Here is a 24,018-nt window from a genome sequence, read left to right as displayed (position 1 = left end):
CCTCGCCCCCGCAGCAACTGCCATCAGAGTTCGACATCAGTTCTCGGCCCACACCGGAACTAGCCGATCACGCAAGGGCACTCGGCGTCCGCTCCCGACGGGAAGCGCGACCAGGGCTGTGAGCGTCCGTGCGACGTACGACCGGCGCTCCGCCAGCGTGATCCCGTCCCTGTCCCACTCCTCGGCCATGTCCACGGGCTGGCCCTGGTCCGCGAGTGTCTTGCGCTGCCATGCGTTGCGCTCCCTCTTCAGCCGCTGCTCCTCGGCCTCGTACTCGGCGAGATCGGAGTAGTACCGTTCGGCGCTGATCTTCCGTTGACGACGGGCCTTCTTGAGGTCGGAGAGGTCCTCACGGATCAACTCCAGTTCGGCCTCTTTCGGCCACTCCTCCGGCGCCTTGACGGCCTGCCGCTGGCTGGCCTCTTCCTCGTACTTCGAGATCACCAGTTTGCGGATCAACTCGTCTGTCTCCGGCCCAGGGAGCTTCACCCCGCCACACCCCCTGCCCGTGGTCTTCGCCGGGCAGACGTAATAGAAATAGCCTTCCGACTTGCCCCGGCTCGGCGCGGCCTTCATCGCGCGCAGCAAAGAGCCGCAATCCTCCTTGCCGCAGCGAAGCGTGCCGCTGGCCAGGTAGACGCGTGTGTTGTGGCTACCCCCACGCATCGGACCGTCACCGATGATCTCTTGGATGGCTTCCCACTCGGCCACCTCCAAAATCGGCGTCCACTGCCCCTTGACCGGCTCGCCCTGATCATCGTGCGCGGTCGTCAGATGCCTGATTTCTCGGCCCGACTCCGGATCGAACTCGATCACGACGTGAGATCGAAAACCGCACAGTCGCGGGTTCCGCATCATGTCCCTGAGGCCTATCCACGTCCATGGGTTGCCCTTGGACGTGGTGATCCCCTGGCGGTTCCAGTCGGCGACGATCGCGTGCCACTCAGCGCCCAGGATGATGCGCTTTGCCGCTTCCCGGATGTGCTGGGCCTCGGCCAGGATCAGGGTGCGCTTGTCCCCTTGCCACCCGAATGGGCGCGTGCCGCCGACGGGTATGCCGCGGTCCCGCCTCGCCTTGTGGTTGCGGCGCACTCGGCGGGCTGTGTCGGCTGACTGCTTGTTGGCCATGGCGACGACCACACGGGCCATGGCGCGGCCGTTGTCGGTCAACAGGTCCAGAGTGCCGGTGATGTCGATGATCGGCCGGTGGTAGTGCTCCACGGTCTCGATCGCGTCTTCAAGGTGCCGGGGATCGCGGGTCAGACGGTCGATGTCGTAGACAATCAGTCCGTCGATGCGTTCGCCGTTCGGGGCCTTCGCCTGCTTCAGGTCCTCCAACGCGCCTTCGTACACGGGCCGTACGACGCGGTATCCGATGCTGTCGTCGGGCAGACGCACGCGCCGACGCTTCCATGCCGACGTGTCCGGCTCCATGTACGTGTACACGTACCGTCCGCCGCGACTCTCGACGAACTGACGGCCGTCCCTCTCCTGTTCCTCGGTGCTCTTGATGTCCCTGCCGGTCATGAACCGTGGGCGGGGCTGTCCTCCTAAGCTGTCGTCAGAAGAGAGTTCGCCCTCAGCCTCCTCGGTCGACAGACGGGCCAGGCCGGCCCAGTTCTGACCTTCGAGGTTCCCCCAGTGCGCTCGCTGTACCAAGTCGTCAGCCATACATAGAGGTTACGTTCGCGCGGGTGCTGCGCGCTGCACCAGGAAATACCGGAGGAGAAGCTGTCGCGGGTCTCCGCGTACGACTGGTTCGGCTCCGTGGCCCTCGTCCCGGTGGCCATGGCGATGGCCGGTCCGTCGGAGCAGGCGTTCGGGCGGACGGCCTCGCTGTGGGGGTGCGCGACACTGGTCGTGGTGGTCACGGCGGCGGTGCTGTGCGTTCCGGATGTACGGAATCTGCGGCGCAGGACGAAGCCCGTGGCGCAGGGCGCCGGGCCTGGCGCCAAGCCCTGCGGGTCAGCCGATGCCGAACGCTCCGTCGGGGGGCTCGGGTGACGGTACGGCGTCCTCGTCCCGGACCGGCCGTGCCCCGCTGATGAAGTCCCGCAGGGCGGGGCCGTGTTGGACCCGCGCCGGGAAGGCGTCGGCCGCGGTGAGCCGGGTCAGGGTGGCCGTGTCGAGGGGGTGGTGCGCGGCGGCGAGCACCGCGTTGCCGAAGCGGCGCCCCCGCAGGACACCCGGTTCGGCGATCAGCAGCAGCTCCTCGAACACGGCGGCGAGCGTGGCCAGTTGGGAGCGCAGGAAGGCGAAGGGCGCCGCGTCGGGCAGGTTGGCCAGGTAGACGCCGCCGTCGCGCAGGACGCGGGCGGCCTCGCGGACGTAGGCGAGGGACGTCAGGTGTGCCGGAACCCGTGAGCCGCCGAAGACGTCGGCGACGAGGACGTCCGCGGAATCCGCGGGGGCGGCCTCCAGCCATTGCCGGGCGTCCGCGCAGTGCAGGGCGATGTCGGCGCCGTCCGGGAGGGGCAGGTGCTCGGTGACAAGACCCAGCAGGCCGCGGTCGGCCTCGACGACGTCCTGCCGGGAGCCGGGCCGGGTCACGGCCAGGTATCTGGGCAGCGTGAGGGCACCGCCGCCCAGGTGCAGCACGTCCAGGGCACGCCCGGGCTCCGCGAGGGTGTCCAGGACGTGCCCGAGCCGCCGCGCGTACTCGAACTCCAGGTGCGTCGGTTCGTCCAGGTCGACGTACGACTGCGGCGCCCCGTCGACGGTCAGCAGCCAGGCCCGCTTCCGGTCGACGTCGGGCATCAGCTTGGCGATCCCGTGATCGACGGGGCGGCTGACGGGTATGGGCTCGGTCACCCTGTCATTGTGCCTGTGCCGCGGCGCCCCTTCAGGGGCGCGGGGAACTGCGCGACCGGCCATGACGATCCCGCCCCCACGCACCCGGCCATTCCTACTCGACGGCGGTCACGGTCCCCGCCCCGACGGTCCGGCCCCCTTCACGGATGGCGAAACCCAACCCTGGCTCCAGAGGCACCTCACGGCCCAGCTCCACGGTCAGTGCGACCGTCTCGCCGGGCCGCGCCACCGCCGCCTCACCTAGGTCGATGTCACCGACCACGTCCGCGGTCCGGATGTAGAACTGCGGCCGGTACCCGGTGGAGACGGGCGTCGTACGACCCCCCTCGCGCCCGGACAGCACATACACCTGGGCGGTGAACCGTCGCCGGGGCACCACGCTCCCCGGCGCCGCGACCACGTGCCCCCGCCGGACGGCGTCCCGCACCACCCCGCGCAGCAGCAGCGCCACGTTGTCCCCGGCCTGGGCCTCCTGCATCGGCTTGCCGAAGGTCTCCAGACCGGTGACGACGGTCTCCAGCCCGGCACCGAGCACCTCGACCCGGTCGCCGAGCCGTACGACGCCCCTCTCCACCGCACCGGTGACGACGGTTCCGCGCCCGGTGATGGTGAGCACGTTCTCCACGGGCAGCAGGAACGGCGCGTCCAGATACCGCTCGGGCAGGGGCACGTACGTGTCCACCGCGTCGAGCAGCGCCTCGACCGAGGCGGTCCACCGCGGGTCCCCTTCCAGGGCCTTGAGGCCCGAGACCCGTACGACGGGTACGGTGTCGCCGCCGTAGCCGTGCGCGGTGAGCAGCTCGCGCACCTCCAACTCGACGAGGTCGCTGAGCTCTTCGTCTCCGGCGTCGGCCTTGTTGAGCGCGACCACGATGTGGTCGACACCCACCTGCCGTGCGAGCAGCACGTGTTCGGCGGTCTGCGGCATGATCCCGTCGAGCGCGGAGACGACGAGGATCGCCCCGTCGAGCTGCGCGGCCCCGGTGACCATGTTCTTGACGTAGTCGGCGTGGCCGGGCATGTCCACGTGCGCGTAGTGGCGGGTGTCGGTCTCGTACTCGACGTGCGCGATGTTGATGGTGATGCCGCGCGCCGCCTCCTCGGGCGCGCGGTCGATGCGGTCGAACGGTACGAAGGCGGACGCCCCGCGGTCGGCGAGGACCTTGGTGATGGCGGCGGTCAGGGTGGTCTTGCCATGGTCGACATGGCCCATGGTGCCGATGTTCAGATGCGGTTTGGTGCGCACGTATGCCGTCTTGGGCATGGCGGTTCCTCGAAGCCTCTCAGTGGTGGTGCTGAGTGATGGCCCCGGCGCGTTCGGACGCGGCCGGGACGGGGACCCCCAAGGACTTACCGACCCTCCCCCTGCGGGGTCCGCCGGACGATCCGGGAAGGGTCAGCTTCGGGCGCCGTCGACAGCGGCCACGATGACGGGAACGGCAGCCTTCGGCGCACCCGCTGCCGCGGATGCTGCGAGGAGGAAGGCGTGCCGGAACATGACGCCGATCATTGCCGACGCTTTGCCCCGCGTCGAATCGTTTTCGGGAGACCTATACGTGGTTTCGGGAGACCTACGCGCCGATGTTCTTCAGCGCCTCCCGCACCGACAGCGGGGCGAACCGTCCCCGCTCCCGTGCCAGGAAGTCCCGTACAGCGTGCGGGTCGGTCTTGGCGTACTCGCGCAGACACCAGCCGATCGCCTTGCGGATGAAGAAGTCCGGATGCCCGGACTGGAGCAGGCAGTAGGCGAACAGCCGCTCGGCGTCCGTGTGTTGCTTGTAGCGCAGCTGGTGGAGCAGGGCCGTGCGGGCGATCCAGAGGTCGTCGTCCGCGATCCAGGCGTCCATGTCCGACGTCAGCCGGGGATCGGCCGAGACCAGTGCGCCGACGACATGGGCGGCGAGGGCGTCGACGGTGTCCCACCAGGGGACGGTGGCGACGAGGTGCCTCGCCACCGGAAGGAAGCCGGAGGAACACGCGCGCGCATGGCGGCGCAGATAGTCGACGGCGAAGTACTGGTACTCACGCTCGGGCAACTGCCAGCAGCGCAGGGCGATCGCGGTGCAGTCGGCCTCGTCGGGGCGGGGCGTGCCGTCGAGGACGGTGCGGGACAGGGTGCGGCGCACGGGTGTGGCGAGCCCCAGGAAAGGGGCCACGTCCTTCATGTACGCGCGCATGGCCACGGCGCGCTCGGGATCGGCCCCGGCGGGGTAGGCGGCCGTGAGCCGCTCGAGCACGGTGTCGGCGAGGGTGCTGTCCGGCATATCCGGCACGTCCGGGGTGCCCGCGCCTGAGACGGTCATGAGACGAACCATACGGCGATCAGACATGTTCGTCGGTTAGTGTCGCCGGATGCTCGATGCCACCACCCGCTCTGGGGGCACCGCCACGGCCTCTCCCCGGGCCGCCGCCACGGAGCTCGCCGTCGCCGTACCCGTTCCGGTGCCCACCGCGCCCGCCGCGCCCACCGGTTTCGCCGCCCGCTGCACGAGAGCGCTGCTCTCGCCCTGGTCGCGGCTCTCCCTGCTGGTCGCACTGCTCGCGGCCGCCGCCTCCACGGTCCTGCTCTTCGAACCGCAGAGACTGCTGGCGGACGGCTGGCCGCCACAGATCGGCGGAGTCGCGGCGGCGGTGGTGTTCGCGGTGGCGTACGGCATGTGCACGGTGGCGTTCGTGCCGCGGCCGCTGCTGAACCTGGCGGCCGGCGCGCTGTTCGGTTCGCAGCTGGGAGTCGGCGCGGCCCTGACGGGCACCGTGCTCGGGGCCGGTGTCGCCTTCGGGCTCGGCCGGATCCTCGGCCAGGACGCCCTGCGCCCGCTGCTGCGCGGACGCTGGCTGAAGGCCGCCGACGGGCAGCTGAGCCGGCACGGCTTCCGCTCGATGCTGGCCGCGCGGCTGTTCCCCGGGGTGCCGTTCTGGGCCGCGAACTACTGCGCCGCGGTCTCCCGTATGGGATACGTCCCGTTCCTCGTCGCGACGGCCCTCGGGTCGATCCCGAACACCGCCGCGTACGTCGTCGCCGGCGCCCGTGCCTCGACGCCCACCTCGCCGGTCTTCCTCATCGCGATGGCCGGTATCGCCGTACCGGCACTGGTGGGCGCGGTGGTGGCCTGGCGCAAGCGCCACCACCTGCGCCTGCGGTAGCCCGGTTACACCGACTCCAGGATCATCGCGTTGGCCAGTCCGCCCGCCTCGCACATCGTCTGGAGGGCGTAGCGGGCGCCGCGCTTGCGCATCGCGTGGACGAGGGTGGTCGTCAGACGGGTGCCGCTCGCGCCGAGCGGGTGGCCGATGGCGATCGCGCCGCCGTGGACGTTGACCTTGGCGAGGTCCGCGCCGGTCTCCTGCTGCCAGGCCAGGACCACACTGGAGAACGCCTCGTTGACCTCGAAGAGGTCGATGTCGCCGAGTGTCAGGGACGCCCGGCGCAGGACCTTCTCGGTGGCCGGGACGACGCCGGTGAGCATGAGGAGCGGGTCGGAGCCGGTGACGGCGAAGCTGTGCAGCCGGGCCAGCGGGCGCAGACCGAGGCGGGCCGCGGTCTCGCTGGAGGTGATGAGCACGGCGGAGGCCCCGTCGTTGACGGGGCTGGCGTTGCCCGCGGTGACGTTCCACTCGATCTGCGGGAAGCGCTCGGCGAAGCCGGGGTCGTGGTAGGCGGGCTTGAGGCCGGCGAGGATCTCGGTGGTGCTGGACGGCCGTACGCACTCGTCGCGGGTGACGCCGTCCAGCGGTGCCACCTCCGCGTCGAACAGCCCGGCCTCCCAGGCCGCGGCGGCCTTGTGGTGCGAGGAGACCGCGAAGGTGTCCATCTGCTCCCGCGTGATCGACCACTTGGCGGCGATGAGCTCGGCGCTGATGCCCTGCGGGACGAGGCCCTCCCGGTAGCGTTCGGCGACTCCGGGGCCGAAGGGGTCCTTGCCGGGCGGCACGTTCGACCACATCGGCACCCGGCTCATGGACTCGACTCCGCAGGCGACGACGAGGTCGTACGCGCCCGAGATGACGCCCTGCGCGGCGAAGTGCACGGCCTGCTGGGAGGAGCCGCACTGGCGGTCCACGGTGGTGGCGGGGACCGTCTCCGGGAAGCCGGCCGACAGGACGGCGTAGCGGGTGGTGTTCATGGCCTGCTCGCCGACCTGGTCGACGGTGCCGCCGATGACGTCGTCGATCAGCGCCGGGTCCACCCCGGATCGGTCGACGAGGGTGCGCAGGGTGTGGGCGAGGAGCTCGACGGGATGGACGTGCGCGAGGGAGCCGCCTGGCTTGCCCTTCCCGACGGGAGTGCGTACGGCTTCGACGATCACTGCGTCACGCATGGCGCTGGCCTCCACGATTGCTGGTGACACCGTTACCGGCGGTGACACCATTACTGGCGAGTAGGAAATCCAAACTCACCATAGCTCCATGGGTTGGAAAAACAAACCCTTCCCTGGCTGTGCTCTCGTCTGCGCTGCACTCGTCCCTGCTGCGCTCGTCTGCGCTCTGGACCGTGCTCCAGACCGCGCTCCTAGACTGTGCTCATGGCCGCCACCAAAGACCCGCGCCCCTGCTCCATCGCCGACGCCCTGGCGCTCGTCGGCGAGAAGTACTCCCTACTCGTTCTGCGGGAGGCGTGCCTCGGCAACGGCCGCTTCGACCAGCTGGTGCGCAATATCGGCGCCCCGCGCGACATCCTGGCCACCCGGCTGCGCCGCCTCGTCGATGCCGGCATCCTGACGAAGCGCGCCTACAGCGAGCGGCCGCAGCGCTTCGAGTACCGGCCCACTCAGGCGGGCCTCGAACTGGAGCCGGTCCTGCTGACCCTCATGGCCTGGGGCGACCGCCATCTCCGCCGGGACGAGGGCCGGCCCATGGTGATCGAGCACTCCTGCGGCAACGAGCTGCTCCCGGTCGTCACCTGCCAGGCCTGCGGCGCAGGCGTGCACCACGACGACCTCACGGCCCATCCGCAGATCCCGGGCTGGAGTGTGACGGGGCCGACAGCTGCGTAGGACGCGAAGGGCGCGGCCGCCCGCCGCTCGCGAAACCCCTGTGGAAGGCCTGTCACTCCGGGACGCTACGCTGCCCCCCTACACGCGTGAGCAGCGAACCCGGCGGATCGCCGCGTCCGTTGCCCCTTCCACGATCAGCACTTGGACTCCTTAACTTCATGTCTTGGTTCGAATCCCTCATCCTCGGACTTGTCCAGGGGCTGACCGAGTTCCTCCCCGTCTCCTCCAGCGCTCATCTGCGGCTGACCGCGGCTTTCGCGGGCTGGAACGACCCCGGGGCGGCCTTCACTGCGATCACCCAGATCGGTACGGAGACCGCCGTGCTGATCTACTTCCGCAAGGACATCGGGCGGATCATCTCGGCGTGGTCCCGCTCCCTGTTCGACAAGAAGATGCGCGCGGACCACGACGCGCAGATGGGCTGGCTGGTGATCGTCGGCTCGATACCCATCGGCGTCCTCGGAGTGACGCTCAAGGACCAGATCGAGGGACCGTTCCGCGATCTGCGGATCACCGCGACCATGCTGATCGTCGTGGGCATCGTCATCGGCATCGCCGACCGGCTCGCGGCGCGCGACGAGACGGGCGGCAAGCACCGGGCGCCCAAGCAGCGCAAGAGCCTCGAAGACCTGGGTGTGAAGGACGGCCTGATCTACGGCCTCTGCCAGGCGTGCGCCCTCATCCCGGGCGTCTCCCGCTCCGGTGCCACCATCAGCGGCGGCCTGTTCATGGGCTACAAGCGCGAGTCCGCGGCCCGCTACTCCTTCCTGCTCGCCATCCCTGCGGTGCTCGCGTCCGGTGTCTTCGAGCTCAAGGACGCGATGGAGAGCGACCATGTGTCCTGGGGGCCGACGATGTTCGCGACCGTGATCGCGTTCGCGTCCGGATACGCCGTCATCGCGTGGTTCATGAAGTTCATCTCGACCAAGAGCTTCATGCCGTTCGTCTGGTACCGCATCGCGCTCGGCATCGTCATCATCGCCCTGGTGGTGACGGGCGCACTCAGCCCGCACGCGGCGGAGTCGGCGGGCTGATCCGCAGGCGTCACCTTTCCGTGACCAAGCCCATACGGGATGAGTAGCCGTTCGGTAGCGGGCTGTCAGTGGTTGGCCCTAGGCTTGTCCGCATGTCCCCCCATTCCGTTGCCCCTGGTTCCGTGCGGTCTGCTGCCGAAGTCAACGAGCAGATCCGGGCCCTCTGGCTGCGCGCGGGCGGCTCCCTGACCGCCAAGGAGCGCGCGGAGTACGAGCTGTTGGTGGTCGAGTGGGCGGCCGCGATCCGGGGAGAGGTCATCGAGGCGGCCTGAAGCGCCGGCCCAAGCGTCTTTAAGATCCAGTACATGGAGCATCTGGACAGCGTCCCGCCGCGCCGCGGACTCGTCATCTTCCTCAACGGCACGTCCAGTTCGGGCAAGTCGAGCATCGCGGCCGAGCTGCTGCGGATCCTCGACGAACCGTACTTCCATATGCCCGTCGACGCGTTCCACGCGATGCGCTCCCGCGCCGAGATCCCGCCCGACCGGCTCGACACCGTCCTGCACCGCACCTGGCAGGGGTACCACCGGGCTGTCGCCGGCATGGCCGCCGCGGGCAACAACGTCGTCATGGACCATGTGCTGAGCGCCGAGTGGCGGCTGACGGACTGTCTCTCGCTGTTCGTGCCGCAGGACGTCGTATTCGTCGGCGTGCACTGCCCGTTGGAGGAGCTGGAGCGCCGGGAACGCGAGCGCGGCGACCGGCCGTCCGGCCTCGCCGCCCGCCAGCTGGCACAGGTGCATGCACGCGGTGTCTACGACATCGAGTGCGACACCGGCAGCTCCACTCCCCGCGCCTGCGCAGGCCGTATCAAGGACTTCCTGCCGGCGAGACCGACGCCGACCGCCTTCCAGCGACTCCGAGCAGCCCGCTGAACCTGCGCCCTACGCGTCAGCGTCAGCGTCCACGCCCCCGGTAAGCCGCCGCAACAGTCGAAGCAAGGTGGTGCGCTCGGCATCGCCGAGGGGCGCGAAGCAGGTGTTCAGGACCTCGTCGGCGATGCGGTGCCCGGCTGCCAGGACCTGTTCGCCGGACGGGGTGAGGTAGTGCGCGATGCGCCGGCCGCCGCCCGGGCGGCGCTCGATCTGTCCCAGGGCCACCAGTCGCCCGGCGAGGGTGCCGAACGCCTGCTCGCTCTGGAACGTGGTGGCGGCCAGCGCGCGGGCCGATGCCCGGCGGCCGAGATGGCCGTACGCGAGAAAGAGCCGAATCTCGCGGCCTGCCCCTTGGCGCGGCACGCCCCATGGCCAACACTGAGCCGATGACTCAGCGTGTGGAGCTCGCGACGGTGATGGACCGGCTGGCCGTCGACGGACTGATCACCGACTACGCGGTGGCGGTGGACGACGGCGACTGGGAGGGCTACCGGGGGCTGTTCACGCCGGACGGGCGGGCGGACTACCGGTCGGCCGGCGGCATCGCGGGCGATGCGGGGAATGTCGCGGCATGGCTCGCGGAGAGCATGCGGCTGTTTCCGATGCGGCAGCATCTGATCGTCAACCGTCGGGTCCGCTTCGGGCTCCTGGAGCAGGACACGGGCGACACGGCCGAGGTACGGGCCGACTACGTCAATCCGATGCGCTTCGCCAAGGAGGACGGCGGATCGGCCGCCCCGGACTTCGTGTGCGGCGGCCGGTACGCCTTCAGAATGCTGCGGACGGACGACGGCTGGCGGCTGCGCGAGGTGGTCGTCCAGGAGAAGTGGCGCCGTCTGCCCGACGGGCCCACCGCTCCCGTGATCGATTGAGCCGGTTCCACCTGTCGGGGATCGCTCCCAGCACGCACACTGGAAGGACCCACTGGGTAGGGAACTGCCGTGAAGACCTTCGGCACCTGGCTCGCCTCACCCCGGCGGCACACGACGACCGCCCCGGCCGACGGCGGGTGGCTCGCTTCCGGGTGGCGGCGTTCCGCCGTCGCCGTGGCGGCGGGCGCTCTGCCCGTGCTCGCCTTCCCCGCCCCGTCCCTGTGGTGGTTCGCCTACGTCGCCCTGGTCCCCTGGATCGCGCTCATCCGCTCCGCGCCGGCCTGGAAGCGGGCGGCGTACGACGGCTGGTGGGGCGGCTTCGGCTTCATGCTGGCGATGCACCACTGGCTGCTGCCCAGCCTGCACGTGTTCACGTTCGTGATCGCCGCGCTGCTCGGGGCGCTGTGGGCACCGTGGGGCATGCTGGTGCGCCGTTTCCTGGCCGGCACTCCCACCGGGGGCCGGGTCGCGGCCGCCCTTGTCGTCCTGCCGTCGGCCTGGCTCGCGATCGAACTGGTCCGTTCCTGGCAGGGGCTCGGCGGGCCCTGGGGCATGCTCGGCGCGAGCCAGTGGCAGGTGGAGCCGGCACTGCGGCTCGCCTCGGTCGGCGGGGTGTGGCTGCTCAGCTTCCTCGTCGTGGCGGTCAACATCGCGATGGCGGTGCTCGTCTCGGTCCGCGCGTCACGGATACCCGCCGTCGCGGGCCTTGTGGCCACGGCCGTCGCGGCCTCGGCGGCCTGGGTGTGGTCGCCGCGCCCCGACGTGGACGGCGAGACCCGCATAGCGGTCGTACAGCCGGGCATCGTCGACGGCAGCGCCAGCGGCGACCGCCGCTTCGACCGCGAGGAGCAGCTGACCCGCCGGCTGGCCGGGCAGGACCTGGACCTGATCGTGTGGGGCGAGAGCAGCGTCGGATTCGACTTGGGCCGGCGCCCCGACCTCGCGCAACGGATCGGGGCGCTCTCCCGGGAGACCGGGGCCGACATCCTGGTCAATGTGGACGCCCGGCGCTCCGACAAACCGGGTATCTACAAGAGTTCGGTGCTCATAGGCCCCGACGGCCTCACCCACGGCCGCTACGACAAGATGCGTCTGGTCCCCTTCGGTGAGTACGTCCCGGCGCGCTCGCTGCTCGGCTGGGCGACCTCCGTCGGCAAGGCGGCGGGCGAGGACCGTATGCGCGGCACCGAGCAGGTGATCATGAACGCCGGAAACGGCCTGACCGTCGGCCCGATGGTCTGCTTCGAGACGGCTTTCCCCGACATGAGCCGCCATCTCGCCGACGACGGCGCCGACGTACTGATCGCCCAGTCCTCGACGTCGACGTTCCAGCACAGCTGGGCGCCCGAGCAGCACGCCTCGCTCGCCGCGCTGCGGGCCGCAGAGACCGGCCGCCCCTTCGTACACGCGACGCTGACCGGGGTCTCCGCGGTCTACGGACCCGCCGGGCAGCGCCTCGGCCCCTGGCTCGGCACGGACGCGTCCGCCGCCGAGGTGTACGAGGTCCCGCTGGCGCACGGCATCACCCCGTACGTCCGGTTCGGCGACTGGCCGGTGCACGCGGCGCTGCTGATCATCGCCGGCTGGTGCGCGGCGGAGGGCGTACGGACCCTGCGGTTCAGGCGGCCCGCTCCTGAACCGCACGTACCACCCGCTCGCACAGTTCGTGGGTCGCCAGCGCGTCCCGGGCGCTGAGCACCTTGCCCGCGCGCACGGCGTCGAGGAAGGCGAGGACAACCTGCTCGATGCCGCGCTGCCGGGCCACCGGTACCCAGTCCCCGCGCCGTCGCACGGTCGGCTGCCCCTTGTGGTCGATCACCTCGGCGAGGTTGAGCACCTGCCGCTTGGTGTCCTGGCCGGACACCTCGAGGATCTCCTCGGCCGAACCGCTGAGCCGGTTCATCACGCCGAGCGCGGTGAAGCCGTGGCCGGAGAGCTGAAGCACGACGTGGTGCAGCAGACCGCCCTCCACGCGGGCGCGCACGGTGACGTCGTCGACCGGACCGGGCACCAGGAAGCGCAGTGTGTCGACGACATGGATGAAGTCGTCGAGGATCATCGAGCGCGGCTCCTCCGGCAGCCCGATCCGGTTCTTCTGCATGAGGATCAGCTCTCGCGGATGGTCGGCGCACTGCGCGTAGGCGGGCGCATAGCGCCGGTTGAAGCCGACCGCGAGACTCAGGTTGCGCTGTTCGGCGAGCGCCACCAGCCGCTCGGAGGCGGCGAGTTCGTAGGCGAGCGGCTTGTCGACGTACGTGGGTACGCCCGCTTCCAGGAGGCGGGTGACGATGTCCGGATGGGCGGCGGTGGGCGCGTGGACGAAGGCGGCGTCGAGGTCCTGGGCGAGCAGCGCGTCCAGGTCGGCGTGGCGCTGTGCGCCGGGGAGGTGAAGGCTGTCCGCGACCTGGGCGAGGGTGGCGGGCGTGCGGGTCTGCAGGTGCAGTTCCACGCCCGGCTGCACGGCGAGGACCGGGAGGTAGGCCTTCTGCGCGATGTCGCCGAGTCCGATGCAGCCGACCTTCACGGGGTCTCCTCTACCGGTTGCCTGCCGGGGTCACCCCGGAAGCATACGGCTGCTGCGGGGGCCGCCAGTAGGCGATCCGCTCGAATCCGCGCAGGAAGAGGGCGCGACGGGCCTTCGACAGGGCGGCGATCGCGGTGTCGCGTACGGCCATCGGCGCGCGGTTGCCCGTCATGTTGAGGCGGGCGACCTGGACGGCCCGGCCGGCGATCGCCGTCGTACGGGGGAGCCGGGCGGCCGTGTGGACGGCCAGGTCGTCGGCGTGGTGGGCGAGGACGTCGTGGCGCAGGACGTCCTCGGGGCGGGCGGCGGCGAGGACGGCGGGGATCGGGTCGTGCCAGTCGCCGTAGCGGCGGAGGAGTTCGGCCCGCGCGTCCGGCGCGCTCCCCCGCGGGCGCGACGGCGGCGGCGTACGCGCAGATCGGCCCCTGAAGCGGGGCGCCCCGGCGCGAGAAAACGCGTGGTGCGCTCCGGTGAACGGGGCCACGATGCGGTCATGACGACACAGCGCAGTGAACCCGCCCAGAACGCCGACGAACGCACCATGCTGGAGGGCTGGCTCGACTACCACCGCCAGACCCTCGCCCGGAAGTGCGAGGGCCTGACCGACGCCCAGCTCAGGACCGCCTCCGTGGAGCCGTCCGCACTGACGCTGATGGGGCTGGTGCGGCACATGGCGGAGGTGGAGCGCGGCTGGTTCCGCAAGGTGCTGGCGGACGACGACCCGGGGCCGCTTTACCACACGGAGGAGGACCGCGACGGCGAGTTCCACCTGACCGAGGCGGACACCTGGGCGCAGGCGCACGCCACCTGGCAGGCCGAGATCGAGATCGCCCGCCGGCACGCGGCCGGTTTCGCTCTGGACGACCTCTCCAAGGGCCGCAGCAGGTTCACCGAGGAGCCCTTCAGCCTGCGCTGGATCTACACGCACATGATCGAGGAGTACGCCCGCCACAACGGTCACGCCGATCTGATCCGCGAGCGCATCGACGGCGCCACCGGGGACTGAAGCAGATCACTCTTGTGGGGCAACCTCCGCTTGTCCGCTGTCCCAAAGGCCGCGGGACCCAGCAAAGTTGCGCGGGTGCATCGAACGACGACCACCGCAACGCTCCTGGTCACCGTGGCCGCGACGGCCCTGTGCGGCTGTGTGACGGTCCACCGCCCGGCCGCTTTTGGCCAGCCGTCGGCTCCGTCCCAGCCGACGGCGCCCCGCCCGGACGGCCGGGCGGGGCCGCAGATCGTACAGGCCCCGGCCCGCGAGGCCCTGGAACTCATCGGCCCGTCCCGCCGTCCGAAGGCGACCGCACCCGGGGCGGCCCGCCCGGCGCCGGTCCCACCCGCCGCGCAGGAGCGGCCGGCTCCACGCAGGCACCCGAACCCACGCCCGCCGCACCCGGAATCCCGCCGGCCGCAGCTGCGCGCCGAGATCCCCGACAAGACCGGGACACGCGAGTCGCCCCGCGGGACGAGCCGGCAGCAGTCGGACGTCTGCGCACTCGGCAGAAAGTACGGCGGCTGGCGGCCGGGCAGCCCTGAGGCGGTCATCTGCGCGCAGACGTACGGGCGCTGACCGTGTCCGCGCCGCCCTTTAGTCGCTGAGGCGGTCGTGTGCACATCGCCGGTACGTCCCCAGAGGCCGGGCGTTTTGCACACCGCCGTACCGCCGCTGGGCCGGTCCACCCGCCTTTCGGGCGCTGAGCCGGGTCGTGTCTCACGCCGGCGTACGGCCGCAGAGGCCGGGCGTGTGCACATCGCCGTACGGGGCGCTGCGGCCGGTCCTTTGCGCACCCGCCTTTCAGGCGCTGAGCCGGGTCGTGTTCACGCTGCCGCAGGGCCCGGAGGCGGGTCGTTCACGCCGCCAACAGGCCCTGAGGCGGTCGTGTTCAGGTCGGCGTACGGGTGCTGAGGCGGGTCGTGTACACCGGGCGCCACGGCGGGTCGTTCACGCCGCCGACGGGCCCTGAGGCAGTCGTGTTCAGGTCGGCGTACGGGCGCGGAGGCGGTCGTCTGCACCCGCCCGCGCGCGGCGCTGAGGCGGGCCGTGGGCCGTGTGCACAGCGCCGTACGGTCGCCGAGGCGGGCCCGTTCAGCCGGCGCGCAGGCCCTGACGCCGTCGCCTCACGGTCGCTGCCGCGGTGGCCCCCAGCCTCCACCGTCCGCGGCGCCCCCGTCCGCCCGGCCCCCCTCCCCGAGTCGCAGCTCCAGGCGGCTGATCGCGGCGCGCACGCCGTCGCTGTAGGTGTCGTCGCCGAGGGCTTCTGCGGCGGCGCGGGCACGGCGCAGATGGGTGCGGGCGGCTTCGGCGCGGCCGAGCTTCACATAGTCGGCGGCCAGGTTCAGATGCAGCGAGGGGTACAGGGCGCGTACGGCGGGCGCGCCCTCGTGCTCGGCGAGCCGGTCGTCCGTGAGCTCCGCGGCGGCCGTCAGCGCCCGAAGGTCCCAGGCGAGTTCGTCCGCGGGATCCTCATGCGTGTCGGCGAGGTAGTGCGCCAGGGTGCAGCGGTGCAGCGGGTCGCCGTCCTCGCCGATCTCCGCCCACAGGCCGAGGAAGCGGTGCCGGGCCTCCTCGCGGTCCCCTGCGTGATGCAGCATGACGACCTGCCCGATCCGCGTCAGCACGGCATCCGGCACCGCCTGCTCCTGTCGCTCCACCACGGTGTCCTCCGGGCAACTCGTCCGTTGTCCCGTCCGACGTTAGGGCTTGTCCGGCGGATCCTGTCGGAGACGCGGCGCTGGGCCGGGCCCGCCACCGGGCCGGCCCAGGGGCAGGTCAGCCCAGGTTCGGGACGGCCCAGTCGATCGCCTCGTGGCCCTGCTGTGCCACCGCCTCGTTGATCTGCGTGAACGGGCGGGAGCCGAAGAACTTCTTCGCCGAGAGCGGCGAGGGGTGCGCGCCCTTCACCACGACATGCCGCGTCTCGTCGATCAGCGGGAGCTTCTTCTGCGCGTAGTTGCCCCACAGCACGAAGACCGCCGGGTCGGGCCGGTCGGCCACCGCGCGGATCACCGCGTCGGTGAACTTCTCCCAGCCCCTGCCCTTGTGCGAGTTGGCCTCGCCGGCGCGGACCGTGAGCACCGCGTTGAGCAGGAGCACGCCCTGCTCGGCCCACGGCATCAGACAGCCGTTGTCCGGGACGGGCAGGCCGAGCTCCTCCTTCAGCTCCTTGTAGATGTTGCGCAGGGACGGCGGGGTCTTCACCCCGGGACGGACCGAGAAGCACAGGCCGTGGCCCTGCCCCTCGCCGTGGTAGGGGTCCTGACCGAGGATCAGGACCTTCACCTTGTCGTACGGCGTCGCGTCCAGCGCCGCGAAGACCTCCTCGCGGGGCGGGTAGACGGGACCTTTCGCCCGCTCCTCCTCGACGAACTCCGTCAGCTCCTTGAAGTAGGGCTGCTGGAGCTCGTCGCCCAGAACCCCGCGCCAGGACTCGGGCAGCATGGCGATGTCGGTCACGTCAACGTCCTCACGATGTGCGGTCACTTCCAGGCCACAGAACCTACAGGCGACCACTGACAATCGGACCGCGGACGGGACAACCGGCGCTCTACCAGCTGGTCTTGCGGTACAGCTCCCCCAGCATCATGATCGTCGACGCGTCCTGCGCCCGCTCGGCACCCGAGATGTCCTCGCTCGCCGCCACGTACTGCCTGCCCTGCCACAGCGGCAGCAGCCGGGCGTCGTCGACGAGGATCTGCTGGGCCTCCTCGAACTCCTTCACCACGTTGGCACGGTCGCTCTCACTGCGCGAGCGGGGCAGCAGATCGTCGACGATCTTCTTCGCCGGGTAGGGCGTACCGAGCGCGTTCTGCTCACCCACGAAGGGGGTGATGAAGTTGTCGGCGTCCGGGAAGTCGGCGAACCAGCCGCGTCCGAAGACCGGGTACTCGCCCTTCTGGTAGCCGGTGACATACGTCTTCCAGGGACGGCTCTTCAGGGTGATCGTGAAGAGGCCGGAGTCCTCGAGCTGGCGCTTGAGCTCCTGGAACTCCTTGGCCGTGTCGGAGCCGTAGCGGTCGGTCGTGTACCAGAAGGTGAGCGGGACACGCTGGGTGATGCCCGCCTCGGAGAGCAGCTTCTGGGCCTTGGAGACGCTGGGCTCGCCGAAGTCGTCGAAGAAGCCGGTGGTGTGGCCCGTCAGCCCCTTCGGGACCATGGAGTACAGCGGGTCCACAGTGCCCTTGTACACGTTGTGCGCGATCGCTCCCCGGTCGATGATCTGGGCGACCGCACGGCGGACCGCGATCTTGTTCGCCCACTCGTCCTTCGGGTTGAACACCAGGTAGCTGATGTCGGTGCTGGAGCCCTCGATCAGCTGGAGGGCCTCCTTGCGGCTCTTCGTCTGGAGGGCCACGACGTCGTCGGCGGCGAGGCCGCGGTCGGTCAGGTCGATCTGCTTGTCCCGCAGCGCCTTGACCATGACGTCCGAGTCCTGGAAGTAGCGGATCGTCACCGCGTCGTTCCTGAGCTTGGCGAAGCCCTTGTACTGGTTGTTGGCGACGAGCTCGGCCTTCTTGCCGTCGTCGTACGCCTCGAGGCGGTACGGCCCGGAGCCGGAGATCTGGCCGTCCTCGCGGATGGCTCCGGCCGGGTAGTCGGCGGGGTCGACGATGGCCATGCCGGGGGTGGCGAGCACGAACGGGAACGTGGTGTCGGCCTCCTTGAGGCGGAAGACGACCTCACGGTCCCCGAGTACCTGGACACGGTCCAGGCTGCCCAGCAGTCCGGCGGGACCGGCCGGGTGGTTGATCTTCCTGATCCGGTCGATCGAGTACTTCACCGCCACGGCGTTCAGGGCGTGGCCGTTGGAGAACTTCAGTCCCTCACGCAGCTCACAGCGGTACGTCGTGTTGGAGCTGTCGCTGAACGCGCAGTTCTCGGCGGCGTCGGGCTGGGGCGTGGTCGCGCCGTTGGGGTAGGCCAGCAGCGTCTGGTAGACGTTGCGGAACAGCTCCCAGGAGCCGTCCCAGGAAGCCGCCGGGTCCAGTGTGCTGGGGGCGCTGGTGGTGCCCACCACGATCGGTCCCTCGTCGTCGGAGGCATCGGACGACAGAACGCCGCAACCGGCCACCAGGGATGATATGGACGCGATGGCCGCCAACTGCCGCAGGCATCGGTTCCGGTTGAACACGCGCACGCTCCTCGATCTGCCATACCACAAGGGTCGGCAGACGATACCGCAGCGCCACGCCCTGTGGACCTCCTGGGGAACGACCTTCTTGATCGATGTTTATTTGACGACGTTGTCATTTCCCTGTCGTCCGCTTTATATCGACACGGGCGCCGTTTCCGTCGACGTGCGCCCGTGTCAATGTGACGAACCCGACAGGGATCAGCCCACGCCGGCGTTCAGGAAGATGCCGCCGTCGACGACGAGCGTCTGGCCCGTGATCCAGTCGGACTGGTCCGACGTCAGGAACGCGGCGGCGCCGCCGATGTCGGAGGGCACCCCGAGCCGGCCCAGCGGGTAGGCCGCGGCGGCCTCCGCCTCCCGGCCCTCGTACAGGGCCTGCGCGAACTTGGTCTTCACCACGGCCGGGGCGATGGAGTTGACCCGCACCTTGGGCGCGAACTCGTGCGCCAGCTGCACGGTCAGGTTGATCATCGCGGCCTTGCTGATGCCGTACGCGCCGATGAAGGGCGAGGGGGAGAGGCCGGCGACGGAGGCGATGTTGACGATCGCGCCGCCGTTGTCCTTCTGCCAGGCGTGCCAGGTCCGCTGGGCGAAGCCGAGCGCGGAGACCACGTTGGTCTCGAAGACCTTCCGTGCCACATTCAGGTCGAGGTCGGCGATCGGGCCGAACACCGGGTTCGTACCGGCGTTGTTGACCAGGAAGTCGACGCGGCCGAAGGCCTCCATGGTGCGCTCGACGGCAACGGCCTGGTGGGCCTCGTCATGGGCCTTGCCGGCCACGCCGATGACGCGGTCGGCGCCGAGCGCCTCGACGGCCTCCTTGAGGGCGTCCTCGTTGCGGCCGGTGATGCAGACCCGGTCGCCGCGGGCGACCAGCGCCTCGGCGACTCCGTAGCCGATGCCGCGGCTGGCGCCCGTGACGAGGGCGACCTTGCCGGAGAGTTCGGGAAGAGCAGTCATGTCCGTGTTCCTCCGGCCCTAGTCGAGGGGTCCGCCGGCGACGTACAGCACCTGGCCGGAGACGAAGCCGGCCGCCTCGCCCGTGAAGAAGGCGATGGCATTGGCGATGTCGTCCGGCTCGCCCACGCGGGCCACCGGGATCTGGGTGGCTGCCGCGGCCTTGAACTCCTCGAAGCCCATGCCGACGCGGGCGGCGGTGGCGGCGGTCATGTCGGTGGCGATGAAACCGGGGGCGACGGCGTTGGCGGTGATGCCGAACTTGCCGAGTTCCTTGGCGAGGGTCTTGGTGAATCCCTGCAGACCGGCCTTGGCGGCGGAGTAGTTGGCCTGGCCCCGGTTGCCGAGGGCGGAGGACGAGGAGAGGTTGACGATACGGCCGAAGCCCGCGTCGACCATGTGCTTCTGGACGGCCTTCGCCATCAGGAAGGCGCCGCGCAGATGCACGTTCATGACCGTGTCCCAGTCGGAGACGCTCATCTTGAACAGCAGGTTGTCGCGCAGCACGCCCGCGTTGTTGACGAGGATGGTCGGTGCGCCGAGCTCCTCGGCGACCCGCGCGATCGCGGCCTCGACCTGCGCCTCGTCCGAAACGTCCGCGCCGACGGCGATGGCCGTGCCGCCCGCCGCGGTGATCTTCTCCACGGTGTCCTTGCACGCGGCCTCGTCCAGGTCGATCACGGCGACCGCCCGGCCCTCGGCGGCCAGCCGTACGGCGGTGGCGGCGCCGATCCCCCGCGCTCCGCCGGTGACCACGGCGACCCGCTGCTCAGTGGTGGACATTGCTGGTTCTCCTCGCCCTCGAGAAGGACGCCCATCTAGTGAGCGACCGCTTAGTACCTTCAGCAGACGTGACGCTAGAAGCCCTGGCACGCGGTGTCAACGCCACACGAGCAGGGTGTGATCCATTACCTCACCAGCAGGTCCAGCAGCCGCTCCGCCTCGGCCGCGGGATCGGCCGTCAGTCCGGTGTGCACCGGGCCGGGCTGGACGATCGTCGAGCGGGGCGCGATCAGCCAGCGAAAGCGCCGCCCGGCGTCGTCGCGCCCGGCCTGACCTGCGGTGGCACCGCCGGTGCACACGCCCTCGACGGCATGCAGTGCGGCCCGTACGCCGTCGAGGTCCACCTCCGGATCGAGCATCAGCAGCCTGTTCTCGTCGAGATGGGTGCGCACGCCGACGTAGGACTTCGCCCGGCAGTACACGAGCACCCCCGCGTTGATGCACTCGCCGCGCTCCACACGGGGCACGACGCGCAGCACGGCGTACTCGAAGACGTCCCGCTCGCTCATTTGCCCCCCTCGATACGTTCGTGGATGACGGCGGCACGCGCGAGCAGCGGCCGCGCGTAGGCCCGCCGGAGGTCGTCCGGTGTGTCGAATCCGGGCTCGTCCGTCAGCCAGACGTCCGGGATCTGGGCGGTGACCTCGGCGAGGAGTTCCTCGGTGACCAGCGGGGCGAGCGTGGCGGCCGCCGCCGCGACATCCGGTGCGAAGGGCCGCAGTGCATGGTCGGAGATGTCGTACGGGCGGGCCGCGGATGCCTCGACGCCGGGCCAGTTGTGGTGCCAGATCATGGTCGCCCCGTGATCGATGAGCCACACCTCGCCCCGCCACATCAGCAGATTGGGGTTGCGCCAGGAGCGGTCGACGTTGTTGACCAGCGCGTCGAACCAGACGATCCGCCCGGCCTCCTTGCGGCTCACCTCGAAGGCGAGCGGATCGAAGCCGAGCGCGCCGGACAGGAAGTCCATGCCGAGGTTGGTGCCGCCGCTGGACTTGAGCAGCTCCTGCACCTCCTGGTCGGGTTCGCCGAGGCCCAGCACCGGGTCCAGGCCGATCGTCACCAGGCCGGGCACCCGGAAGCCCAGACGTCGGGCCAGCTCGCCGCAGACGACCTCGGCCACCAGCGTCTTGCGGCCCTGCCCGGCACCCGTGAACTTCATGACGTACGCCGCGAAGTCGTCGGCCTCGACGAGCCCGGGCAGCGAGCCGCCCTCCCTAAGGGGCGTGATGTAGCGGGTCGCGGTGACTTCCTTGAGCATCGACCCAGGTTACTGGGGCGTTCATGGTCGTCCGGCCACGGCCGCACGGTATCTTCCGCACGGGCTGAACAGCGCGTCCCGGCAAGCCGTACTGCTCTTCGGATCACGAATGTCCCAGGGAAGGACGTCAGCATGACCAGCGAATCGGTTCAGCCCTCCGCAGGCCCGAGCCGCCGCACCGTCGTGGCGGCGGTGGGAGCGGCCGGGATCGCCGTCGCGCTGACGGCGTGCGGTTCTGACGACTCCGACGCCTCGTCCGGCACGGCGCTCGCCAAGACCTCTGACATCCCCGAGGGCGGCGGCAAGATCTTCAACGACGCCGGCGTCGTGGTCACCCAGCCCGCCGCGGGCCGGTTCAAAGCCTTCTCGTTCAAGTGCACGCACGCCGGCTGTCCGGTGACCAAGGTCGACAAGGGCAGCATCATCTGCCCGTGCCACGGCAGCAAGTTCTCCATCGAGGACGGCAGCGTGCAGCACGACCCCGCGACGAAGCCGCTGTCCGAGGTCAAGGTCTCGGTGTCCGGGGACGAGATCACGCTGGCCTGAGCGTCACGCACGTCCCGTCCGGCGCGGCTGCTTCAGACAGCCGAGCAGGTCGTCGGTGGTCGCGAGGGTCGCCACCAGGGCGAGCGTGTGGCGGATCATCGCGGGGGTGTAGTCGGAGGGCACCCCCGCGATGGCGTCCGTCGCCACCACGGCGGTGTAGCCGAGGTTCACGGCGTCGAAGACGGCGGCCGGGATCGCCACATTGGCCGAGACGCCCGTCACGACCAGGGTGCGGCAGCCCAGATTGCGCAGCAGGGCGTCGACCTCGGTGCCCTGGACGGGCGACAGACCGTGCAGCCGCCGTACGACGATGTCCTCCTCGGCCACCTCGATCGGGGCGGCCACACGGACCGCCGTGGTACCGGCCAGCTGCTGTACGGGCAGCCGTTCGGCGGCGCGGAACAGACGGGCGTTGCGGCTCGCTCCCCGGCCGTCCGGGCGGCGTTCGGCGATCGCGTGGATCACCTGGACCCCGCTCTCGTGGGCCGCGGCGACCAGCCGGGCGACGTTGGCGAGGGCTCCCGAGGCGCGGGCCTGTCCGGCGAGTTCGGGCAGCGCACTGTCCGAGCCGACGACTCCCTGCTGGCACTCGACGGTGAGCACGACCGTGGTCGCGGGGTCGAGGAGGTCGCTGAGCTGCTGGTACGACGGCATGGTCCCCCCTGGTCGCCGTGGGTGTGGAGCGGGCGAGACTAGCCACCATTGCGCTCGGACGGAAGACGACTCATCCTTTTCTGACGTGATGTCAGAGGATCTCTCCTCTGGCACGACGTGGGAGAAGAGAAGAGGGGGCCGCATGACCGTCACTCAGCGCCGGGGCCGAAAGATCATGATGACGCCGGGCGAGCTGGACGAGTTCCTGACCAGCCAGCGCACCTGCCGGGTGGCCACCGTGTCGACCGACGGGGCGCCGCATGTCAGCGCCCTCTGGTTCGCCTGGGACGGCGTCTCGCTGTGGCTGTACTCGGTGGTGCGCAGCAAGCGCTGGGCCGACCTGCGGCGCGACCCGCGGGTGGCGATCGTGGTCGACAGCGGCGAGGAGTACGACGACCTGCGCGGCGTCGAGCTGTCCGGGACCGTGGAGTTCGTGGGCGAGGCCCCGCGCACCGGGGAGCTGTGCGCGGAACTCGACGTCCCGGAGACCCTGTTCGCCCGCAAGAACTTCGGCCTGGAGGAGATGCCGCACGACGGCCGGCACGCCTGGATTCGGCTGACGCCCGAGAAGATCGTCTCCTGGGACTTCCGGAAGCTGGGTTCGGTGTAGGCCGGTCCGGGGTCAGCCGAGTTTCTCCGCCGCGGCCTGCAGGGACCGGACCGCCGCCCGGATCGACGGGCGGCGGTCGGCGTCCGCACGCCAGATGACGTAGACATGCCTGCGCACCCGCTGTGTCAGCGGGACGGTGACGACGCCGGCGGGCATCGGATGGCGGCCCAGCAGCGGCACGATGCACACGCCGAGTCCCGCGGCGACCAGTCCGAGCTGGGTGTGCGTCTCGGCGGCGCGATGGCCGACGATCGGCTCGATGCCCCGGGAGCGCAGCGTGAACATCAGCCACTCATGGCAGAACTCGCCCTCTCCCCAGGTGATCCACTCGTCCTCGGCGAACTCGGCGAGATCCACCTCGTCCCGGCCGGCGAGCCGATGGGCGGCCGGCATCGCCACATCCGCGGGGTCGTCCAGGATCGGCGCCTTGACCAGGCCGTCGGGCAGGGGCATCGGCTTGTTGTACCAGTCGAGCACCACGGCCAGGTCGAGGTCTCCGCGGACCACTCCCCTGATCCCGGACTCCGGCTCCAGCTCGCTCGAGCGCAGCCGCAGCGCGGGGTGCTCGGCGCGCAGGGCGGCGAGCGCGGTGGGGAACAGTCCGCGGGCGGCGGTCGGGAACGCCGACAGTCTCAGCTCGCCGACGACCTGTCCGCGCTGTGCCTCCAGATCCGACTGGGCGAGCTCTACCTGCGAGAGGATGCGCGCCGCGTGCTCGGCGAGCAGCCGGCCCGCGTCGGTGAGCCGTACGCCCCGTCCGTTCTTGGCGAGCAGCTGCTGCCCCACCTCGCGCTCCAGCTTGGACATCTGCTGCGAGACGGCGGACGTCGTGATGTGCAGTCCCTCGGCCGCACCACTGACCGAGCCGTGCCGGGCCAGGGCGTCGAGGGTGCGCAGGCGCTCCAGGTTCAACATGTAAGCAATGCTACGAGATATGTGGGGCGAAATCTCGATTGTGCTACGAG

The 24,018-nt window shown here is 70.4% G+C and carries 27 protein-coding genes and 2 pseudogenes; 12 read left to right on the top strand and 17 right to left on the bottom strand.

Translation table 11 applies throughout. The features are described from left to right. Nucleotides 1–36: 36 nt before the first annotated feature. Complete coding sequence (locus F7R91_RS36005; protein ID WP_150957062.1) at nucleotides 37–1,671, bottom strand: recombinase family protein; 1,635 nt, start codon at nucleotides 1,669–1,671, stop codon at nucleotides 37–39. A gap of 30 nt (nucleotides 1,672–1,701) precedes the next feature. On the opposite strand from F7R91_RS36005, the pseudogene F7R91_RS43305 reads away from it, so the two are divergent. Continuing rightward, a pseudogene (locus tag F7R91_RS43305) lies at nucleotides 1,702–2,004 on the top strand (MFS transporter); the annotation flags it as partial. Here the strand turns inward: F7R91_RS43305 and F7R91_RS35995 are convergent. The 3 genes from F7R91_RS35995 to F7R91_RS35985 form a co-directional block, all read right to left on the bottom strand. After that, the gene (locus F7R91_RS35995) at nucleotides 1,966–2,811 is read right to left on the bottom strand and encodes a spermidine synthase (RefSeq protein ID WP_150957059.1); all 846 of its coding nucleotides are present in this window, start codon (nucleotides 2,809–2,811) and stop codon (nucleotides 1,966–1,968) included. The pseudogene F7R91_RS43305 and the gene F7R91_RS35995 overlap by 39 nt on opposite strands. Before the next feature lie 94 nt (nucleotides 2,812–2,905). Further along, nucleotides 2,906–4,075: an elongation factor Tu gene (tuf, locus tag F7R91_RS35990; protein ID WP_150957056.1), complete on the bottom strand. Its 1,170-nt coding sequence runs from the start codon at nucleotides 4,073–4,075 to the stop codon at nucleotides 2,906–2,908. Between the two features lie 307 nt (nucleotides 4,076–4,382). Further along, on the bottom strand, nucleotides 4,383–5,114 hold the full coding sequence (locus F7R91_RS35985; RefSeq protein WP_150957053.1) for a DNA alkylation repair protein: 732 nt from the start codon (nucleotides 5,112–5,114) through the stop codon (nucleotides 4,383–4,385). A 49-nt stretch (nucleotides 5,115–5,163) separates the two neighbouring features. On the opposite strand from F7R91_RS35985, the gene F7R91_RS35980 reads away from it, so the two are divergent. After that, entirely contained in the window at nucleotides 5,164–5,955 is a 792-nt protein-coding gene (locus F7R91_RS35980; RefSeq protein ID WP_150957050.1) for a TVP38/TMEM64 family protein, read from the top strand. A gap of 5 nt (nucleotides 5,956–5,960) precedes the next feature. Here the strand turns inward: F7R91_RS35980 and F7R91_RS35975 are convergent, their stop codons facing one another. Further along, nucleotides 5,961–7,130: a thiolase family protein gene (locus F7R91_RS35975; protein WP_150957047.1), complete on the bottom strand. Its 1,170-nt coding sequence runs from the start codon at nucleotides 7,128–7,130 to the stop codon at nucleotides 5,961–5,963. 204 nt (nucleotides 7,131–7,334) lie between these two features. Between F7R91_RS35975 and F7R91_RS35970 the strand changes: the two genes are divergently transcribed. From F7R91_RS35970 to F7R91_RS35955, 4 genes are all read left to right on the top strand, one after another. Further along, nucleotides 7,335–7,805, top strand: coding sequence for a winged helix-turn-helix transcriptional regulator (locus tag F7R91_RS35970; protein WP_150957044.1), 471 nt, complete (start codon nucleotides 7,335–7,337; stop codon nucleotides 7,803–7,805). Nucleotides 7,806–7,963: 158 nt separating this feature from the next. Beyond that, entirely contained in the window at nucleotides 7,964–8,839 is an 876-nt protein-coding gene (locus tag F7R91_RS35965) for an undecaprenyl-diphosphate phosphatase (RefSeq protein ID WP_150957041.1), read from the top strand. A gap of 92 nt (nucleotides 8,840–8,931) precedes the next feature. Then, the gene (locus tag F7R91_RS35960) at nucleotides 8,932–9,111 is read left to right on the top strand and encodes a hypothetical protein (protein WP_150957038.1); all 180 of its coding nucleotides are present in this window, start codon (nucleotides 8,932–8,934) and stop codon (nucleotides 9,109–9,111) included. Nucleotides 9,112–9,144: 33 nt separating this feature from the next. Beyond that, entirely contained in the window at nucleotides 9,145–9,714 is a 570-nt protein-coding gene (locus F7R91_RS35955) for a chloramphenicol phosphotransferase CPT family protein (protein WP_150957035.1), read from the top strand. A 9-nt stretch (nucleotides 9,715–9,723) separates the two neighbouring features. On the opposite strand, the gene F7R91_RS35950 is transcribed toward F7R91_RS35955, so the two are convergent. Next, nucleotides 9,724–10,050, bottom strand: coding sequence for a hypothetical protein (locus F7R91_RS35950; protein WP_408056094.1), 327 nt, complete (start codon nucleotides 10,048–10,050; stop codon nucleotides 9,724–9,726). A gap of 50 nt (nucleotides 10,051–10,100) precedes the next feature. Here F7R91_RS35950 and F7R91_RS35945 point away from each other — a divergent pair, with 50 nt between their 5' ends. Continuing rightward, the gene (locus F7R91_RS35945; protein WP_150957032.1) at nucleotides 10,101–10,586 is read left to right on the top strand and encodes a nuclear transport factor 2 family protein; all 486 of its coding nucleotides are present in this window, start codon (nucleotides 10,101–10,103) and stop codon (nucleotides 10,584–10,586) included. Between the two features lie 174 nt (nucleotides 10,587–10,760). Beyond that, complete coding sequence (gene lnt / locus F7R91_RS35940; RefSeq protein WP_225320989.1) at nucleotides 10,761–12,281, top strand: apolipoprotein N-acyltransferase; 1,521 nt, start codon at nucleotides 10,761–10,763, stop codon at nucleotides 12,279–12,281. Here lnt and F7R91_RS35935 read toward each other — a convergent pair. Both F7R91_RS35935 and F7R91_RS35930 read right to left on the bottom strand, forming a co-directional pair. Next, entirely contained in the window at nucleotides 12,205–13,110 is a 906-nt protein-coding gene (locus F7R91_RS35935; RefSeq protein ID WP_150957026.1) for a Gfo/Idh/MocA family protein, read from the bottom strand. The genes lnt and F7R91_RS35935 overlap by 77 nt on opposite strands. 10 nt (nucleotides 13,111–13,120) lie before the next feature. Next, a pseudogene (locus F7R91_RS35930) lies at nucleotides 13,121–13,535 on the bottom strand (monooxygenase); the annotation flags it as partial. A 68-nt stretch (nucleotides 13,536–13,603) separates the two neighbouring features. Between F7R91_RS35930 and F7R91_RS35925 the strand changes: the two are divergent. Both F7R91_RS35925 and F7R91_RS35920 read left to right on the top strand, forming a co-directional pair. Then, complete coding sequence (locus tag F7R91_RS35925; RefSeq protein WP_150957023.1) at nucleotides 13,604–14,116, top strand: DinB family protein; 513 nt, start codon at nucleotides 13,604–13,606, stop codon at nucleotides 14,114–14,116. Nucleotides 14,117–14,191: 75 nt separating this feature from the next. Next, nucleotides 14,192–14,680 carry a hypothetical protein gene (locus F7R91_RS35920; protein WP_150957020.1) on the top strand — a complete coding sequence of 163 codons (489 nt, stop codon included), beginning with the start codon at nucleotides 14,192–14,194 and terminating at the stop codon, nucleotides 14,678–14,680. A gap of 548 nt (nucleotides 14,681–15,228) precedes the next feature. Here F7R91_RS35920 and F7R91_RS35915 read toward each other — a convergent pair. From F7R91_RS35915 to F7R91_RS35885, 7 genes are all read right to left on the bottom strand, one after another. Continuing rightward, nucleotides 15,229–15,765 (bottom strand): hypothetical protein, encoded by a 537-nt coding sequence (locus tag F7R91_RS35915; protein WP_150957017.1) that lies wholly within the window; start codon nucleotides 15,763–15,765, stop codon nucleotides 15,229–15,231. Between the two features lie 115 nt (nucleotides 15,766–15,880). After that, the gene (gene ung / locus F7R91_RS35910; protein WP_150957014.1) at nucleotides 15,881–16,564 is read right to left on the bottom strand and encodes a uracil-DNA glycosylase; all 684 of its coding nucleotides are present in this window, start codon (nucleotides 16,562–16,564) and stop codon (nucleotides 15,881–15,883) included. A gap of 91 nt (nucleotides 16,565–16,655) precedes the next feature. After that, a complete protein-coding gene (locus tag F7R91_RS35905) occupies nucleotides 16,656–18,239 on the bottom strand; it encodes an ABC transporter substrate-binding protein (RefSeq protein WP_150957011.1) in 1,584 nt (527 codons plus the stop codon). A 201-nt stretch (nucleotides 18,240–18,440) separates the two neighbouring features. Next, a complete protein-coding gene (locus tag F7R91_RS35900) occupies nucleotides 18,441–19,202 on the bottom strand; it encodes an SDR family oxidoreductase (protein WP_150957008.1) in 762 nt (253 codons plus the stop codon). 18 nt (nucleotides 19,203–19,220) lie between these two features. Next, nucleotides 19,221–19,982: a 3-oxoacyl-ACP reductase FabG gene (gene fabG / locus F7R91_RS35895; protein WP_150957005.1), complete on the bottom strand. Its 762-nt coding sequence runs from the start codon at nucleotides 19,980–19,982 to the stop codon at nucleotides 19,221–19,223. A gap of 125 nt (nucleotides 19,983–20,107) precedes the next feature. Continuing rightward, a complete protein-coding gene (locus F7R91_RS35890) occupies nucleotides 20,108–20,491 on the bottom strand; it encodes a DUF3037 domain-containing protein (protein WP_150957001.1) in 384 nt (127 codons plus the stop codon). Continuing rightward, nucleotides 20,488–21,243, bottom strand: a complete 756-nt coding sequence (locus F7R91_RS35885) for a HipA family kinase (RefSeq protein WP_150956998.1) — start codon at nucleotides 21,241–21,243, stop codon at nucleotides 20,488–20,490. The genes F7R91_RS35890 and F7R91_RS35885 overlap by 4 nt, the downstream gene beginning before the upstream one ends. A 132-nt stretch (nucleotides 21,244–21,375) precedes the next feature. On the opposite strand from F7R91_RS35885, the gene F7R91_RS35880 reads away from it, so the two are divergent. After that, nucleotides 21,376–21,789, top strand: a complete 414-nt coding sequence (locus F7R91_RS35880) for a Rieske (2Fe-2S) protein (protein ID WP_150956995.1) — start codon at nucleotides 21,376–21,378, stop codon at nucleotides 21,787–21,789. Between the two features lie 3 nt (nucleotides 21,790–21,792). Here F7R91_RS35880 and F7R91_RS35875 read toward each other — a convergent pair whose 3' ends face one another. Further along, nucleotides 21,793–22,443 (bottom strand): cysteine hydrolase family protein, encoded by a 651-nt coding sequence (locus F7R91_RS35875; protein WP_150956992.1) that lies wholly within the window; start codon nucleotides 22,441–22,443, stop codon nucleotides 21,793–21,795. 142 nt (nucleotides 22,444–22,585) lie between these two features. Between F7R91_RS35875 and F7R91_RS35870 the strand changes: the two genes are divergently transcribed. Continuing rightward, entirely contained in the window at nucleotides 22,586–23,053 is a 468-nt protein-coding gene (locus F7R91_RS35870; protein WP_150956989.1) for a pyridoxamine 5'-phosphate oxidase family protein, read from the top strand. 12 nt (nucleotides 23,054–23,065) lie between these two features. Here F7R91_RS35870 and F7R91_RS35865 read toward each other — a convergent pair whose 3' ends face one another. Continuing rightward, entirely contained in the window at nucleotides 23,066–23,968 is a 903-nt protein-coding gene (locus F7R91_RS35865) for a LysR family transcriptional regulator (protein ID WP_150956988.1), read from the bottom strand. Between the last annotated feature and the right edge of the window lie 50 nt (nucleotides 23,969–24,018).

The organism is Streptomyces luteolifulvus, assembly GCF_008806595.1.
In the GTDB taxonomy this organism is placed as follows: domain Bacteria; phylum Actinomycetota; class Actinomycetes; order Streptomycetales; family Streptomycetaceae; genus Streptomyces; species Streptomyces luteolifulvus.
Note: the sequence above shows the minus strand (reverse complement) of the source record. Positions and strands in the feature narration are given on the sequence as shown.

Coding starts and splice junctions, on each gene's coding strand:
- F7R91_RS35945 (WP_150957032.1), top strand. CDS start 10,101: ATGACTCAGCGTGTGGAGCTCGCGACGGTGATGGACCGGCTGGCCGTC.
- F7R91_RS35885 (WP_150956998.1), bottom strand. CDS start 21,243: ATGCTCAAGGAAGTCACCGCGACCCGCTACATCACGCCCCTTAGGGAG.
- F7R91_RS35870 (WP_150956989.1), top strand. CDS start 22,586: ATGACCGTCACTCAGCGCCGGGGCCGAAAGATCATGATGACGCCGGGC.
- F7R91_RS35970 (WP_150957044.1), top strand. CDS start 7,335: ATGGCCGCCACCAAAGACCCGCGCCCCTGCTCCATCGCCGACGCCCTG.
- F7R91_RS35955 (WP_150957035.1), top strand. CDS start 9,145: ATGGAGCATCTGGACAGCGTCCCGCCGCGCCGCGGACTCGTCATCTTC.
- F7R91_RS36005 (WP_150957062.1), bottom strand. CDS start 1,671: ATGGCTGACGACTTGGTACAGCGAGCGCACTGGGGGAACCTCGAAGGT.
- F7R91_RS35875 (WP_150956992.1), bottom strand. CDS start 22,443: ATGCCGTCGTACCAGCAGCTCAGCGACCTCCTCGACCCCGCGACCACG.
- F7R91_RS35865 (WP_150956988.1), bottom strand. CDS start 23,968: ATGTTGAACCTGGAGCGCCTGCGCACCCTCGACGCCCTGGCCCGGCAC.
- F7R91_RS35985 (WP_150957053.1), bottom strand. CDS start 5,114: ATGACCGTCTCAGGCGCGGGCACCCCGGACGTGCCGGATATGCCGGAC.
- F7R91_RS35960 (WP_150957038.1), top strand. CDS start 8,932: ATGTCCCCCCATTCCGTTGCCCCTGGTTCCGTGCGGTCTGCTGCCGAA.
- F7R91_RS35980 (WP_150957050.1), top strand. CDS start 5,164: ATGCTCGATGCCACCACCCGCTCTGGGGGCACCGCCACGGCCTCTCCC.
- F7R91_RS35900 (WP_150957008.1), bottom strand. CDS start 19,202: ATGACTGCTCTTCCCGAACTCTCCGGCAAGGTCGCCCTCGTCACGGGC.
- fabG (WP_150957005.1), bottom strand. CDS start 19,982: ATGTCCACCACTGAGCAGCGGGTCGCCGTGGTCACCGGCGGAGCGCGG.
- F7R91_RS35880 (WP_150956995.1), top strand. CDS start 21,376: ATGACCAGCGAATCGGTTCAGCCCTCCGCAGGCCCGAGCCGCCGCACC.
- F7R91_RS35975 (WP_150957047.1), bottom strand. CDS start 7,130: ATGCGTGACGCAGTGATCGTCGAAGCCGTACGCACTCCCGTCGGGAAG.
- F7R91_RS35890 (WP_150957001.1), bottom strand. CDS start 20,491: ATGAGCGAGCGGGACGTCTTCGAGTACGCCGTGCTGCGCGTCGTGCCC.
- tuf (WP_150957056.1), bottom strand. CDS start 4,075: ATGCCCAAGACGGCATACGTGCGCACCAAACCGCATCTGAACATCGGC.
- F7R91_RS35965 (WP_150957041.1), top strand. CDS start 7,964: ATGTCTTGGTTCGAATCCCTCATCCTCGGACTTGTCCAGGGGCTGACC.
- F7R91_RS35925 (WP_150957023.1), top strand. CDS start 13,604: ATGACGACACAGCGCAGTGAACCCGCCCAGAACGCCGACGAACGCACC.